The 15242-nt window shown below is 43.3% G+C and carries 12 protein-coding genes; 2 read left to right on the top strand and 10 right to left on the bottom strand.

Going from position 1 to position 15242, the window contains the following annotated elements; all coding sequences use genetic code 11:
* Positions 1–46 precede the first annotated feature (46 nt).
* The 9 genes from SCB77_RS22390 to SCB77_RS22350 form a co-directional block, all read right to left on the bottom strand.
* The gene (locus SCB77_RS22390) at positions 47–931 is read right to left on the bottom strand and encodes a sugar phosphate isomerase/epimerase family protein (RefSeq protein ID WP_320184237.1); all 885 of its coding nucleotides are present in this window, start codon (positions 929–931) and stop codon (positions 47–49) included.
* An 18-nt stretch (positions 932–949) separates the two neighbouring features.
* Entirely contained in the window at positions 950–1678 is a 729-nt protein-coding gene (locus tag SCB77_RS22385; protein WP_320184236.1) for a (Fe-S)-binding protein, read from the bottom strand.
* A complete protein-coding gene (locus tag SCB77_RS22380) occupies positions 1675–2982 on the bottom strand; it encodes an MFS transporter (protein ID WP_320184235.1) in 1308 nt (435 codons plus the stop codon). The genes SCB77_RS22385 and SCB77_RS22380 overlap by 4 nt, the downstream gene beginning before the upstream one ends.
* A gap of 80 nt (positions 2983–3062) precedes the next feature.
* A complete protein-coding gene (locus SCB77_RS22375; RefSeq protein ID WP_320184234.1) occupies positions 3063–4370 on the bottom strand; it encodes a D-alanyl-D-alanine carboxypeptidase in 1308 nt (435 codons plus the stop codon).
* Positions 4371–4513: 143 nt separating this feature from the next.
* On the bottom strand, positions 4514–6229 hold the full coding sequence (locus SCB77_RS22370; RefSeq protein WP_320184233.1) for a RagB/SusD family nutrient uptake outer membrane protein: 1716 nt from the start codon (positions 6227–6229) through the stop codon (positions 4514–4516).
* A gap of 20 nt (positions 6230–6249) precedes the next feature.
* The gene (locus SCB77_RS22365) at positions 6250–9525 is read right to left on the bottom strand and encodes a SusC/RagA family TonB-linked outer membrane protein (protein WP_320184232.1); all 3276 of its coding nucleotides are present in this window, start codon (positions 9523–9525) and stop codon (positions 6250–6252) included.
* 363 nt (positions 9526–9888) lie between these two features.
* On the bottom strand, positions 9889–10533 hold the full coding sequence (locus tag SCB77_RS22360; protein ID WP_320184231.1) for a ThuA domain-containing protein: 645 nt from the start codon (positions 10531–10533) through the stop codon (positions 9889–9891).
* A 71-nt stretch (positions 10534–10604) separates the two neighbouring features.
* Complete coding sequence (gene aroB, locus SCB77_RS22355) at positions 10605–11672, bottom strand: 3-dehydroquinate synthase (RefSeq protein WP_320184230.1); 1068 nt, start codon at positions 11670–11672, stop codon at positions 10605–10607.
* Between the two features lie 12 nt (positions 11673–11684).
* Positions 11685–11891: an RNA-binding S4 domain-containing protein gene (locus tag SCB77_RS22350; RefSeq protein ID WP_320184229.1), complete on the bottom strand. Its 207-nt coding sequence runs from the start codon at positions 11889–11891 to the stop codon at positions 11685–11687.
* Between the two features lie 87 nt (positions 11892–11978).
* Here SCB77_RS22350 and SCB77_RS22345 point away from each other — a divergent pair, with 87 nt between their 5' ends.
* Together SCB77_RS22345 and SCB77_RS22340 are read left to right on the top strand one after the other, a co-directional pair.
* Positions 11979–13172 (top strand): proline dehydrogenase family protein, encoded by a 1194-nt coding sequence (locus tag SCB77_RS22345; RefSeq protein WP_320184228.1) that lies wholly within the window; start codon positions 11979–11981, stop codon positions 13170–13172.
* Between the two features lie 43 nt (positions 13173–13215).
* Positions 13216–13827: an HAD family hydrolase gene (locus SCB77_RS22340; RefSeq protein WP_320184227.1), complete on the top strand. Its 612-nt coding sequence runs from the start codon at positions 13216–13218 to the stop codon at positions 13825–13827.
* 58 nt (positions 13828–13885) lie between these two features.
* Here SCB77_RS22340 and SCB77_RS22335 read toward each other — a convergent pair whose 3' ends face one another.
* Positions 13886–15238 carry an outer membrane beta-barrel protein gene (locus tag SCB77_RS22335; protein WP_320184226.1) on the bottom strand — a complete coding sequence of 451 codons (1353 nt, stop codon included), beginning with the start codon at positions 15236–15238 and terminating at the stop codon, positions 13886–13888.
* Positions 15239–15242: the final 4 nt, after the last annotated feature.

The raw sequence follows: 15242 nt of genomic DNA, 5'->3' as shown, positions 1-15242 counted from the left end.
AGAAAATTACGACCTCTCGAATAAAGAAAAACTTCATTGTAATAACCTATGCCGTCTTGAAACGTTCCAATAGTTTTTTTGTGGCCAATATTCCATCAACCTCGGATAATTTGGAACCTTCGTACTCAATGCCGACGAATCCTTTGAATCCTGCTCCTTTCACAATATTCATCATTTTTTCGTAATCGATCTGTGTCTCGTTGCCGTTGCTGTCGAAATCATGCGTCTTGGCACTAACACCTTTCGCAAAAGGCATTAAATCTTGTACACCTTGATATCGGTCATACTCGTAGAAATTTCCAAAATCAGGCAAACTACCACAATTTTTCTTTCCCACAGATTTTAACACGTCAGACAACCAATCGCCATGGGAAGATATACCGCCATGATTTTCCACAATAACGTTGATCTTTGCCTTCTTGCCGTAATCAGCAAGTGATGATAAACTTTCGATGACACGCCCTTTTACTTCTTCAGGCGTTCCCTTTCCAGCTGCGTTGACGCGAATAGCCTTGCAACCTAAGAAAGCCGCTGCATCGATCCATTTGTGGTGGTTGTCCACGGCTGTTTTTCTCTTGTTGTCGTCTTCATCGCCAAGGTTTCCTTCTCCATCAATCATAATGAGTACATTAGTTACGCCATTATCTTTTGCACGGTTATTTAAATCCTTTAAGTAGCTCATGTCTTGCGCTTTATCCTTAAAGAACTGATTTACATATTCTACACCGTAGATACCAAACTTCTTGGCAGCAAGTTCTGGAAAATCAATATTTTTCAGATCTCCTTTGAACAAAGTCTTATGCAAAGACCATTCTGCTAAAGAAATCTCAAACCAGGATTTCTTTGCGGCAAATACATCGAGTGATGGTGCTAATGCAAGACCAGCCGTTGCTAATCCGACATTTTTTAAAAAGGTTCTTCTTGAGTTCATATTGTTAGCTTTTGTATGTTAAATATTTGCCCAGCCAGATGTAAGCACATCCGCTAGGTGTTTTGTTTTTATAGGAAGTTGATGTTTATCAATATAGGATTGCAGTTGCATGAGGCAACCACTATCGGTCGATATAATATAGTCAGCCTTGGCTGTCAAAGCTGATTGCACCCTTTGTTCCGACAAAGCCGCCGACATTCCCGCAAATTTGAAGGCAAACGAACTTCCAAATCCGCAAGAACTGTCTTCGTCGTCCACAGTAACCAATTCTAGACCACCAACTTGCGAAAGGAGCTGCCGAGGTTCTTCTTTTAAGCGAGCTTCACCAACCGTGCTACAGGCTTCATGATAGACCGCCGTACCAACGAGCTCGGCTCCAAAATAATCCTTCTTCAGCACATTGACCAAAAAATCACTTAATTCAAAGATGTTCCCTTGGATATTCCGGCAACGGTTATGCGCTGTAGAGTTGGTAAATAGATCGTTATAGCCATTTTTTATCATACCACTACAGGAAGCGGACGGTGTCACGATATAACAATCTTCAGAAAAATCTTCTAAAAATTTTAGTCCCATTTGCTTGGCTTCATCCCAAAATCCAGCGGAATAGGCGGGTTCGCCACAACAGGTTTGTGCGGGATTGTAAACCACTTCGCATCCTGCTTTCTGCAGCAACTTAATGCTATTAAAAGCCGTTTCAGGATAAACCTGATCAATATAGCAAGGAATAAAAATCTCTACCTTCATGCCGTCATCACTTTATTAAATCGTAAAACCCGTAGTAGAAGAATGACCCCGATAACAAAGAATATGGACAAAGCCAGGGCTGAATATCGGATATTATGTGTCAACTGCTCAATCACCGCAAAGGCAAAAAGGCCCATCACGATAGCCAATTTCTCGGTAACGTCGTAAAAACTAAAAAAAGAAGTCGTATCCTTAGTGTTTTGCGGTAAAAACTTGGAATAGGTCGAGCGAGAGAGCGACTGGATGCCTCCCATAACTAAACCAACCACACAGGCAAGGACATAGAAAGCGGTTTCCGAGTTGACAAAAAATGCAGATACGCAAATACCTATCCACAGCACAACCACAACTATCAAGATTTTGATATTACCATATTTTTCTGACAGCTTCGACATCATTAAGGCACCTAAAATAGCGACCAACTGAATGAGCAGAATGGTAATGATCAGCTTGCTGTTTTCCATATGCAATTCCTTGGCCCCAAAGGCTGCTGCGACAATCATAACGGTCTGCACCCCTGCTGCATAAAAGAAATAGGCTGGTAAAAAACGTTTTATGCGTTCCATTTTTCCAATTTTACGCAACACAATCCTAAACTCGATGACCACTGTACGGAAAATACGCTTCGAAGCGCGCACAGCAGAGCGTTGATTATTTGGAAGCGCCTTGAACGGAATCGTCGCAAAAGCAGCCCACCAAACCCCGACCAATAAGAAGGATAAACGTGGTCCAAATGTAGAATCGGTGATACCAAAGGTATCTGGAGAAAGGATGAAAACCAAACATATTAATTGCAGAACGACACAGCCGACATAACCGTAGGCGAAACCTTGCGCACTTACTCTATCTTGCTGATCTGCGGTGGCAATCTCGGGTAGGTAAGAATTGTTAAACAGCACCCCGCCAATATACCCCATGGCAGCCATCGCAAATAAAATAATGCTCAATTCTAGTGTTTCTATCTTAAAAAAGAACAGCCCCATACACGATATAGCACCAAAATAGGTAAAAAACATCATGATCTGTTTTTTCTTGCCCTGCACATCGGCATAAGAAGATATAAAAGGCAAGGTGACGGCCATTAACAAATAGGCGATCGCTAAACTAAAGTTTGAGAGGGCGGTATTGATAATCTTGAATCCGAAAAAAGAAACGACATCACCGTGTTCTTCCGTTTGCGTGATCGCCGTGTAATAAGCCGGGAATATAGTAGAGGTGATGACCAAGTTATAAGCTGAATTCGCCCAATCGTACATCGACCAAGATCGAATTAAGCGTTTGTCGTTTTTTGTGATGACGCGCATAAATTAAAGCGAATATAATAATGTTAGCTAAATATAAGCAACTGAAATATGAAAATAGGCCACAATAGCCGTTAATTTCATTAATAATTTTCGCGGATGAAAGTCATGATCCGTACCATCTCGCGACGTACAGCTGTTGCTTCACCCCAGAAATTCGTATTAAGAAAGGAAAACGCAAAATTCCTACCTTTACGGGTGCGGATAAATCCGCTTTGGTTATGTACGGCATGCACCGTTCCTGTCTTTGCCCACACGAATGGCTCCCCTTTGTCCAACGCATAAGCACGCTTCAATGTGCCATCGACCCCTCCAGTCGGAAACAAACGATGAAGCGCTGTGGAGTCCTTAATACTATTATGAATCAACGAAAGCAACTCGACCATACTCCGAGGCGTGACTTTATTGTAGCTGGACAATCCACTTCCATCATACAGTTCAATTTTATCCGTAAAATAATCGTAATACTCTTTTTGCATATCGTTGCGCAGCCGAGCAGTTTGAAAGGAAGCATATTTTTCTTGTGCAATCAACATGTTCAATTGCTCGGCAATGAAATTGTCGCTCGGCAACATCATTTCGCGCAGTAAATAGGCGGTTGCCTGCGAATAGATGGTCTTGAAGTCTGTGGGTCGATTATATGCTATGAGCTTAACATCACGTTTCAACGTATCCGTCAACAGCTGTACAAACAGTTGCGGTGAATATCGAAAAGGCTTTTCATTGACGTATTTATGCGGAGGGCTTGTCCGGTTCTGCTCATACACATTCTCCGTGAATCTACGGCTGAGCGCGTAATTCGCGTTAGCATCAGCTCGGTACTCAATGGCCGACTGGAAGCGTGCCGGACTACAGGTGAGTACTCCTTTTTTCTCCCGAAAGGTGACCACGTTACCAAAAATTGGAAAACTGCTAATTTCGGGTTGATAGTATTCTTCATAATCTTCCATGGCCCAGCCCTTTCTAAAAAATGTTTCTTCGGCTTGTTGTTCTGCGGCATAGTATAGACGTTTTTTGCTCGTCTTCAAGAAATCGAAAACCTTCCGTGAGTCCAATCGATTATGCAAAAAAGTCGGATCTCCTGTTCCCCAAAAAATAAGTGAATCCCCGCGCTCAACATAATGCAAACCAGGTATGGAATCACCAAGGTTTTTAAGCGATGCAAACAATGTAAAGGTTTTCGCGTTTGACGCTGGTGTAAACAATTTATTTTCATTGACCCCCATTACAAAGCGGTTGCTATCCAAATCATACAGACAAAAACCAAAAAAATGCGCCTTTAACACATTGGAATAATCTAATTCCTTTCGTATGGAGGTGACATCCAGCGATTGGCCTTTAAGTGAGAAACTGACAAAGAGTATCGCATAAATCAGGAAGATGCTTTTCATAGCGTAAACATACAAAAAACAGCAGGAGAATATCGTTGTTGCGTAAAAGGATTTTACGGAAATGCCCTGAAGAAAAAAACACCCCCTCACCGACTGCCTATTAAACAAAGTAGTCGATAAGGGGGATGGATATCTGACAATATCTAGTTGTAGCCTGTGTTTTGGGTCAACGCCCCGCCACTACGGTCTATTTCAATTTGTGGAATAGGGAAATATGCATTATGCGTGTTATAGATAACACCACTAAATGCTGGTAAGTGTCCGCCCTCAAAAGTAGAGTAACTTTCCAACGTCTGTTTAGCGACACCCCATCTTACCAAATCGAAGAAGCGATGGCCTTCCAAAGCCAATTCTAGACGACGCTCCATACGCACCGCATTTCTAGCATACTCGGCATTGGGAAAGGAAGGATATGGCATCACCATGTAATTTGCCATATCGTCGCCTCCAATTTGCTTGTGAGGCACGGTGGCCGCGCGTAGACGGATGGAATTGACATAAGCTAACGCCCCCGGCAAGTTACCCAATTCTACTTCGCACTCTGCCGCCATCAAGATCACATCGGCTAGGCGCATGATGTTAACGTCGAGACCCGTGATATAAGGCTCGCCGGGCACAGCATGTGAAGCAAATTGACTGCGATTGATCATCGTTTTAATACCAACAAAAGGACCAGCGTAAGTAGCCATCCGGATCCATGCATCGCCAGGCATCACGCCATAGTCAAGGTAAGGAATCCCACGGCGCCCTACAGTATAATCCAAACGCGGATCTACACGCAACGTTCTGCTAACTTGATAATTCGCTTTAGCTGCTCCTGAAAGCCCCATATCGGACACATACGCGTTATCCCTATACTGGCCATTCAAGTAAGGTAAACCATTGGCATCTACGCGATAGGCATTCACGAGGTCGATTGATGGTTGAAAGAATCCACAACATCCAACCGGCGAAGTACCATACAAGCCGGACAACATGTCGCCGATATTGGCATTGTCGCCGGTACCGTTTGGATTAATAGCGTGTTTAGACACCATCAATGCTTCTGGACCGTCCTCGGTCTCTACATTGAAATTGTTTTCGAAGGGCATGCTGGTAATATCCTTAGCGCCGATAACTTCTTTAAACAACGGCAACGCCAACTCATGTCTCCCTTGGTAAAGATATAGCTTACCCAAATAGGCTTGTGCGATTACCTTATCCATACGCCCACGCTCGCCATTGATCTTTGCGGCAGGGAGATTATCGATTGCAAATTGTACATCGGCAATGATATTAGGAAATACGTCCTCATTATTAGGTTTTAACTTCGCTTCATCCAATGTTGTTGCTTCATCTACCCAAGGTATGTTCTTGAAAACCCGCCATAAGAAGAAGTAATAATGTCCGCGGAGCATGCGCGATTCCGCCTGGATTTCCACGGCGCGCGCGGCTGAAACAGTCTTAGGTCCTGCTTGGTCTGCCTCTAATAGCTGCATCGTCCTGTTACAACGGAGCACGCCCTCATAATAGACTTGCCACATTTGAGATAGGTTGTCATTGGCCGGGTTGGGGCGTAACAACTCGATGAGGTTCATATTTGGCTGATCGGTTTCTTCCGAACCTTTGTGTGCGTTATCTGCTGCAACCTCACCAAAAAGCCACTGGCTGGGTGCTGACGCATAATTACCCCAAGTACCGCTAACGTTTCCATTAAGTATACCGTAAGCGCCCAAGAGATTAGCTTCTACCCCATCACTGTTGGTTACCTGTTCCTCACTTAGTGCACCTTGCGGATTTTTATTTAAGAAATCTTTTCCGCAACCTGTTGCCAACAGTGCTGAACAAAGTAACGTCGTATATAATATATTCTTTTTCATGATCAAACTCTTATTTAATGTTAAAAACCTAAACTGACACCAAACGTATACTGACGAGCTTGCGGATAACTTCCGAAATCCACACCGAGTGCTGGATAGTCACTAGGTGTCGCTGTAACTTCTGGATCCAATCCATCATATTTGGTAATGGTGAACACGTTGTTCACGCCCAAGTACACCCGCAATCTACTCACCGAAGTGTCTTGACCAAAAAGGTTCTTTACAGGTAGGTTGTAACCCAACTGCATCGTTCTAAGCTTTAAGAAACTAGCATCTTGCACATAATACGAAGAGGATGCATACTCAAAGGTTGAAGCATTCAAGGTCGGCGAAGGCACTGAACTGCCTGGGTTCTCTGGGCTCCAAGAATCGATCAATCGCGCACTTTTCTGTCCGGAAAATACGCTAAAGTCGGTATAGTAACGTGTTGCATCATACACATCATTGCCTTGAGATCCGTAGAAAAACATAGAGAAATCAAAGTTCTTGTACGCCGTGTTAATCGCCAAAGAATAGATGAAATCAGGGTGCGGTGATCCGATGATGGTCCGATCGGCATCATTGATAACACCATCTCCGTTTACGTCAGCAAACTTGAGTCCTCCAGGGCGTGCACCAGCGTAAGATGGCGAGGTAGAGACATCATTGTCACTTTGGTAGATTCCAGCCACTTGATAGCCGTAAAAAGCACCGAATTGTTCACCTGCACGAAGAATGGTTGTTTCCATACTACGGAAATTACCATAGATCTGTGAGGAAATTGACGGAGCTAAGGATTCCACGCGATTGACGTTGCGTGAAATGGTACCGGCAAGATCAAGCTTGAAATCACTTTCTTGGCGATAGCCGTAGTGGTAGCCTAGCGCCAATTCCACCCCTTTATTACTCATGTTACCGACATTTACGTAAGGAGCTCTTGCTCGTCCAACTGCCGCGGCTGGCAAAGGAACACGAAACAACATATCTTTCGTGCGCTTGTCGTAATAGTCAAATGCTCCATCGAAATCTCCATTAAATAGGGTGAAGTCGATACCAAGGTTTAAGGCATTCACTTGTTCCCATTTAACATCTGGATTTGCATAATCACTCTGCCAGATACCAGTAGCTACGGTACCATTGATCGGATAAGAAGATTCATTTATAATGGACGTGTAGCGATTCATAAACTGTAAGGGCGGGATACGTTGGTTACCCGTAATACCGTAACCTGCGCGGAGTTTAAGATCGGTTATCCAAGTGACGGGTTTCAAAAACTCTTCACTCGATAGCCTCCATGCACCACTTACGCCCGGAAACACACCATATTGGTTAGCCTGTCCGAAGTTAGACGATCCATCTCGACGCACCGTAGCACTTAAGATATATCGATCGTCAAAGCTATAGTCTACCTTTCCAAAAATAGAGAAAAGTGCTCCTAACGTTCCCGATCCCGTATTTCCAAAATTGGTCGTTCCTGCATCAAGATAGAAGTAATCTAAACTGCTCAGTAAGAAGAAACCATTTCTGTTAGCAGACAGATCACGTGTACGGTTGTCGATAGCTTCCGTACCGGCCAAGATATTGATGTTGTGCTTATCGATGATCTTGCGATAGTTTAGGGTATTTGTCCACGTCCACTCCGTGTTGAATCCAGCATACTCGCGCATCCCGTTATTGAATGAGCCTTCGGAAAACTCTGGGTTAGGATAAGTAAGATCAATACCGGTATAGTTTTCATACTTCATACCAAAACTGCTACGGAAGGTCAGTCCATCCAAAATATCATATTCGGTGTAGGCATTTCCGAAAAACATATTCGTTTTATTGACATCATCTTTTCCACGATAGGCCATAGCAACAGGGTTTTGTCCATTACCCCATCCGCCCTTCGATCCAGCAAAATTTCCACCTTCATCATAAACCGGAATAATGTTCTGAATCCGGAAAGCGAAACCAAGGATACTTCCTTCTTCCATGTATCCCCCGGCCGTATTAGGATTAACCCCTACACCAAAGCCGCGGGTAAAGCTATATTGCATGTTTTCACCAATACGCAACTTACCATTAAATGCCTTAAACACGGTGTTGGAGCGTACGTTGAAGCGTTCGAATCCGCTATGGATGATCGCTCCCTTCTGTTTTAAATGCCCCACGGATACGGCATAAGTCGCATTTTCTCCACCTCCGTTAGCGCTTAGCTGATAACTTTGTGTGGGCGCGTTTTGGGAGAGTTCACGAAACCAATTGGTTCCTTCTTTATTTGCTTTCGTGATTTGGTAGAAAGTGCTTGGATTTCGCGAGTAGTTGTATCGCGACATATCGTAATCTGCAGGCGTCATCGTGGCGACATCCTCCCTACCTAGCTCGCCCGCAAGCAAGTAATCCGGCAAGCTCAGGTTGGTGCCCGACAAGCGGTTGTTCAGATCGTACACCTGTTGTGGTGTCATCATTTTTGGAAAAGTATTGAAGCGCGGTGTTTGTAGTCCGACGTAAGAATCAAAGGCAATTTGCGGTTTACCTTCTTTTCCTGTTTTCGTGGTGATGATCACAACGCCGTTGTTCGCCCGAGAACCATAGATGGAAGCCGCAGAAGCATCTTTCAATACCTGCATGGTCTCAATATCATTCTGGTTGAGCCAGCTTAGCTTACCTTCAAAAGGCACACCATCGATAATATACAATGGCTCATTGTTATTGATCGTACTATAACCGCGAATTTTAATTTGAGGAGTAGATCCTGGAGCACCATCATTCACGATCTGCACACCGGTAGCACGTCCTTGCAAGGCTTCTACGGCTGTTGCAGCAGGTTGTGTTTTTAGTTGCTCTACGTTAACCACCGCCACGGCACCGGTCAAATCTTTCTTACGCTGCGTGCCATATCCCGTTACCAATACCTCTTCTAAATTGCTGTTATCGGCAGTCAATTCTATATTCAGGCTTGTCGTATTGGCCAACACAGTCACCCGATTTGTTTGGTAACCGATATAGTTTACTTCAATAACGTCATTTACCGCTACATTCAGTTCAAAGACGCCATTTTCATCCGTAGAAGTAGCAGTAGCTTTCCCAACTACCTTCAACGTTACACCGGCAAGCGGGGTCTTAGATCCGGCATCTATCACGCTACCGCGAATGGTTTTTTGCTGAAAAACATTGGTATTTTTACTATGGTTAGCAGCTATGGTAGTTGGATGACTAGCTGCCAACGCATAATTCCCGATTAAAAGCAACGCACCGGAGATCCATAGCGCATGTTTTAGCGGATTTTTAGGATAAAAGGATACCCTTCCAGAAAAATTGGTCGTTTTTTTCATGGTTATTTAAAAAAAGGTTTACAATTAAAGTTTATTGATTAGAATTAATGCACGACGTGCTGGATGTTGTGTAATTGTTTTACATCATAGATTTATTATTTAGTTGGTCCATTGTTTAGCATGAAAAATGATTTTGTTTAATTTCCGAAATCTAGATTAATATACATAAATATGTTCAAAGCCACATTTATATTATCGATTTCGAGTGTATTTAGTTTATAATGTTTATAAAGTTAGCAACTGTGTTGTTACATCTAATCTACGCAAACGTTTACGAAAAACAAATATTTGTACACTTTTTTTTAAAATAAAAAAGCTAAACCGTTTGGGTTTAGCTTTTAACACAGCAGGAAAAATTACCGCTTAGTGTACTTGTAACACATATTGTATCCCGCCAAGCAAATGAATCCGAAATTGCAGACTATCGAAAGCTTCATCTGTATGCCCAAGGCCGGTATAGAATATGCGCGCCCCTTCAAATTCTTGAAACCAAGCGATAGGATGAAACTTACCCATCTTCCCATCGTTGTAGGACTCTTCATCCAGGCTCATTAAAATATGAAGCCCGGGCTGCAGGTTTTTAAAGTCATACCATTCGTCTTTGTGCCACCACACCTGTTGCAAATGTTTAGTGGACGCATGCTCTCGGTCTAGGACGGTTATTTTCGCATCTTGAACAGCGGGATGACTAGCAAAATACGCACCCACAAGCTGCCCATACCAAGGCCAATCATGTTCGGTGTCTGTTGCGGCATGTATACCCACAAAGCCTTTGCCAGCGCGAATAAATGCCTGAAAAGCTTCCTTTTGTTGATCATCGAAAATATCCCCTGTTGTACTGAGAAAGATAACGGCGTCAAATTTAGCCAAACTGTCTGCACAGAAGTATGCAGGGTCCTCACTGTGCAAACTGCCTATCCCAGCTTGCTTCAACAAATCGGTAACCGTAGCTACGCCTTTCGGGATGCTCTTATGTCGAAATCCCGCAGTCTTAGAAAAAATCAACACTTTTTTTTGAGCGTGTACAACCGTACAAACACTGAAAAAACAAAAAAGCATAAACAGGCTAGCTATCTTCATCAGGCTAAATTTTTGTAAAAATCAAGACTTTCTATAATGGCATCTTCGTCTACATAAATATTGTAGTCACATTTTCCTATGGATGCCAATAGCGCAAAGCCTATTTGTTTTCCTTCGTTCTTCTTGTCATTTCGCATGAGCGAGATCAGTTCGGCATACCAATCGGACTGCATAGTATATCGCGTGAAGATTGCATCGAAACTTTTAACGATATCCATCAGCGCATCTTGACTAAGGCCATTTAACTTAGTTGATAAATAAGCTTCGCAGATCATTCCGATGGCAATAGCTTCGCCGTGAAGTAATGGGTTCTCATCATGCAGCATAGAGTAGCCTTCAACAGCGTGGCCAATCGTATGTCCGAAATTAAGGATCTTCCGTAAGCCCATTTCGGTTGGATCCTGCGTGATCACTTCATTTTTTATGCTGACGGATCGAAATACGATATCATCCAACGGATCGTTTGCTAAATCAGTAGCCTTTGTTTGTTCGAATAATGCTTCGTCGAAGATAAGGCCATGCTTGATTACCTCTGCAAATCCGGATCGCATCTGTCTTTCATCTAAGGTCTTTAGAAACTGAGCGCTGATGAATACCGCTCGAGGCTGTGTAAACGTTCCGATGATATTTTTCAAGTTATCCAAGTCTATACCAGTTTTACCGCCGACAGATGCGTCAACTTGCGAGAGCAAGGTTGTCGGGATTTGGATAAAATCAATACCTCTTTTATAGGTAGAAGCTGCGAAGCCTCCCATATCAGTCACTACACCGCCACCAAGGTTAATCATCAATGCCTTGCGATCGGCCCCAAAATCGAGCATAGTCTTCCAAACCCCAATACAAAAATCGATATTTTTATTTTCTTCACCGGGATCTACCTCGATAATATCGTAATCGTTCATGTTTGGGATGGCATGCTGCAGAATCGGAAGGCAATGGTCGTTGGTGTTACGATCAACAAGCACAAGAATCTGCGAATACTGCTGTTCGTCTATAAAAGAGGCTAATGAATCAAGGTCTCGCTCAAAATATACATTATAGCCTAAGCTAGCTATCTGTTTTGTCATATAATAAAGGTATTAAATAATTTTTACTTGCTGGCCGTCAAACTCTACCACATCATCTTTCCGAACTTTCAACCTCTTTCTGTAATCTACTTCACCATTGTATTTTACAAGTCCTTCTTCAACGACAAATTGCGCCATAGCACCATGTTCTACCCAATTCATCACCTTCAAAAGCTGAATGAGCTGGATGTACTCTCCTTTCAATGAAAACGTTTGCATAATTTTAAATAAATCCGCTTTTAGCGGCTTGTAAATATAAGGCTATTCAAAATAAATATTTAATTTTGGGCACTAATTTTTATATGTATGATATCTGCCCACAGCGAGGTAAAATTGGATTTCAACAACACGGAAATCGCATTTCGCAATAAGAGTGATAAGGACTTGGATAAAGCGTATTGGCTTTTCAAAATGGTGGCAAGCAATGCATTAATAAAGGTAGGCACCCCCGTCACTACATTTGCATTACGCGTTGGTTTGCCTATCCAAGGTATTATTCGCAACACCATATACAAACAATTTTGTGGAGGTGAATCTATCGAAGGATGTAGCAAAGCTATTTCAGAATTGGGAAATGGTAACGTCACCACGATATTGGATTATTCCGTCGAAGGCGAAGAGTCCGAAAAAAGCTTTGACGATACCTGCGCCGAAATTTTACGCACCGTAGCTTTTGCTAAACAGAATTCAAACATATCATTCTGTGTATTTAAGCCAACGGGCTTAGGGCGATTTGATCTTTTTGAGAAACTGGATGCCAAACAGCCATTAACTGCCGACGAGCGGTTGGAGTTTGATAAAGTATATGATCGTATAGACCGCATATGCAAAGCTTGTTATGAAGCAAATGTCAAAGTGTTAGTTGATGCCGAACATTCGTGGATTCAGGATACTATAGATGATTTCGCACGACAAATGATGGAAAAATACAACAAGGATAGTGCGATCGTCTACAACACCTATCAATTGTACCGAAGTGACAAATTGGCGTCGCTAAAAGCGGATTATGCCTACGCGCAAACCCAAAATTTTTACCTAGGCGCTAAGATCGTGCGCGGAGCCTACATGGAAATAGAGCGTGCCCGCGCAAACGAAAAAGGCTATAGCTCTCCTATTCAGCCGAACAAAGAGGCGTCAGACGCTGATTATAATGCGGCTATACACTTTTGTTTGGACAACATCAATAGAATCGGATTAATGGCGGGCACCCATAACGAAGAGAGTTCGCGCATCGTAGCCGAAGAAATGCTAAACCGAGGTATTTCGCCAAAAAATGAGCATGTCTATTTTGCGCAATTACTAGGGATGTCAGACAACCTTTCTTTCAACCTGTCTGCTGCAGGCTTTAACGTAGCCAAGTATATGCCCTACGGTCCGGTAAAAGCTGTAATGCCCTACTTGTTTCGACGTGCGCAGGAAAACACCTCGGTTGGCGGACAAACGGGACGGGAACTAAACTTGATCATCAAGGAGAAACAACGCCGAAAAAGACAAAAATAGAAATTGATCCCAAGCAATGCTTGGGATTTTTTATTTTTACCGCATGAATTCCCTATCTCAAAAAAAATTTGAACAGTTACAACAGAAATCCGAGCCTTTTGAAGCCTTGCTTTACGACGTAGACGGCACACTAGCCGACAATATGCATGCTCATAAAGCTGCATATGTAGCTACGTCTGAAGAATTTGGCATTGTGCTCGACGACCGTATTGTGGATGAACTTGCCGGATGGCCGACAGTGGCAGTAGCAAAAGAGATTGGATTACGTTACAACGTTTCCATCGACGAGCATGCGTTTGCGCAACGAAAATCAGCAATCTTTATTGAGCGCTTTATTCGTCAAACGGTAGCAATCGATTATGTCATGGAACATTTGCTGGCGAATATTGGTAAAAAGAAAATCGGACTGGTATCAGGCGGATCGCGATCGACACTAGAAATCACTTTAGACGTCATTGGACTGACCGGAAAATTTGAAACATTAGTGTGTGCCGGAGATACGGCCGAAGGAAAACCCTCGCCTCAACCATTTTTACTTGCTGCCGCACATCTACAGGTTGCTCCATCTGCTTGCCTTGTCTTCGAGGACGGTGATCCAGGCGTGCAGGGTGCAATAGCTACCGGAATGGGTTGGATAAGAGTAGACCAGCTATAGCAGGTCGTTGTCATTTTTAGTCTTTCATCTGCTTAAGTAAAACGATGCAGATGGAAGACTAAAAATTTGTAATGACGCGTAAACCGCCATTGGTATAATCCATATCTGCACGTTTAAATTGCCCAACAGGCATTTTCACGTAAGGCTCAATAGACAACTTAACCGATTTCGTCAACTTCGTTTTCCTCCCAATAGAGAAATTGATAAAACCTCCAAATCCATTTGTACTAACGTTATTGTCGCTAGACTGCAACGTGCGCTCCACGGAAGATGCAGCAGGCTGGTTCGTAGGTTGATCGGAGTCCGAAGCGCTGGAATATGTGGGCACCCCCGTATATTCCGTAATGTGGTTAAACCGTTCTTGCGAAAGTACCACTGCATAGGAAACACCACCGGTCGCATAGAATTGCTTCCCTACATTGTACTTAAATTCTAACGGGATATCCAAGGTTTGCACTTTTCCAGAAACAGAATTTAGATCAGGCAGTAGTAAATTGTTGGCTCGATAGGGCACTTCTTTAGAAACAAGAGCTGCTCCGCTAGGCCCTACCTCAGGCGCGCTCTGTTGGAGATCATGCTGCATGCTGCTCCGCGCTAGATCCGAACCTAAAATCCCAACTTCATATTGATTGAATGATGCTCCTGTCCGCACAGCAACCTTATCTGATAATTGATAGGCCAACATCAGCCCTCCTCCTACGTCGAAACTTTGATTGGTCGTTGATGGGCTTAAGAATGCTCCAAATTCAAACTTTTGACTTACCTTAAATTTCTTCGGAGAAAGCTGCATATCAGACTCTTGCCGTCGTGCTATATGTGCACCTGATTGTTGAGCCAAGGTGAACTCATGCCCCAACATAGATTCCTCCAGTGGCACATCGCCCAGATCCATGTGTGCTGTTCCAGTCGCGAAAGTCCTATCTGCATCCAGTTTTCCTACATTTATCCCTTTTCCCGAATAAATGGCAGATGCGTTACTTTTTGCTAAGCTGACTTGCAGAAAACTATGCTGACGCAGCATCGCATCAGCAGGGGATTTTGGCGCCACAAATCCGCTAATATTTGTCGAATTTTGTGTTGTAAGCGCTGATACGGGTCCTTGTACAGTAGCATCATCCCTTTGTGGGGATTGAAGTGCCGTATTCGGATTCGTTTGTACAATAACAGGATTGTTTTTTTCGGAAACAAGTGATTCCGATGTATTTTCTTTAAGAAAAAACAATGAAGCAAATGCGGCCACGGCCAATGCCGCCGCTGCCGACCAAAATGCAGCCGGCAACCGAGCTGTTTTGACCGGTTCATATTTTGCCCTATACGCTTCCCAAGCCCCTTCTTTGTAAGGGATAGGATCCGCGTTTTTTAGGCGCTCCTTAATTACTTCTATCAGTTCCTTTTTCTTGCTATCTTCCATCTTT

This window comes from Sphingobacterium bambusae, assembly GCF_033955345.1.
GTDB classification, from domain to species: Bacteria; Bacteroidota; Bacteroidia; order Sphingobacteriales; family Sphingobacteriaceae; genus Sphingobacterium; species Sphingobacterium bambusae.
Note: the sequence above shows the minus strand (reverse complement) of the source record. Positions and strands in the feature narration are given on the sequence as shown.

Excerpts from the sequence above, each read along its gene's own strand:
- SCB77_RS22340 (WP_320184227.1), top strand. The coding sequence starts at position 13,216 with ATGAATTCCCTATCTCAAAAAAAATTTGAACAGTTACAACAGAAATCC.
- SCB77_RS22365 (WP_320184232.1), bottom strand. The coding sequence starts at position 9,525 with ATGAAAAAAACGACCAATTTTTCTGGAAGGGTATCCTTTTATCCTAAA.
- SCB77_RS22370 (WP_320184233.1), bottom strand. The coding sequence starts at position 6,229 with ATGAAAAAGAATATATTATATACGACGTTACTTTGTTCAGCACTGTTG.
- SCB77_RS22390 (WP_320184237.1), bottom strand. The coding sequence starts at position 931 with ATGAACTCAAGAAGAACCTTTTTAAAAAATGTCGGATTAGCAACGGCT.
- SCB77_RS22385 (WP_320184236.1), bottom strand. The coding sequence starts at position 1,678 with ATGAAGGTAGAGATTTTTATTCCTTGCTATATTGATCAGGTTTATCCT.
- SCB77_RS22345 (WP_320184228.1), top strand. The coding sequence starts at position 11,979 with ATGATATCTGCCCACAGCGAGGTAAAATTGGATTTCAACAACACGGAA.
- SCB77_RS22380 (WP_320184235.1), bottom strand. The coding sequence starts at position 2,982 with ATGCGCGTCATCACAAAAAACGACAAACGCTTAATTCGATCTTGGTCG.
- SCB77_RS22335 (WP_320184226.1), bottom strand. The coding sequence starts at position 15,238 with ATGGAAGATAGCAAGAAAAAGGAACTGATAGAAGTAATTAAGGAGCGC.
- SCB77_RS22350 (WP_320184229.1), bottom strand. The coding sequence starts at position 11,891 with ATGCAAACGTTTTCATTGAAAGGAGAGTACATCCAGCTCATTCAGCTT.
- aroB (WP_320184230.1), bottom strand. The coding sequence starts at position 11,672 with ATGACAAAACAGATAGCTAGCTTAGGCTATAATGTATATTTTGAGCGA.
- SCB77_RS22375 (WP_320184234.1), bottom strand. The coding sequence starts at position 4,370 with ATGAAAAGCATCTTCCTGATTTATGCGATACTCTTTGTCAGTTTCTCA.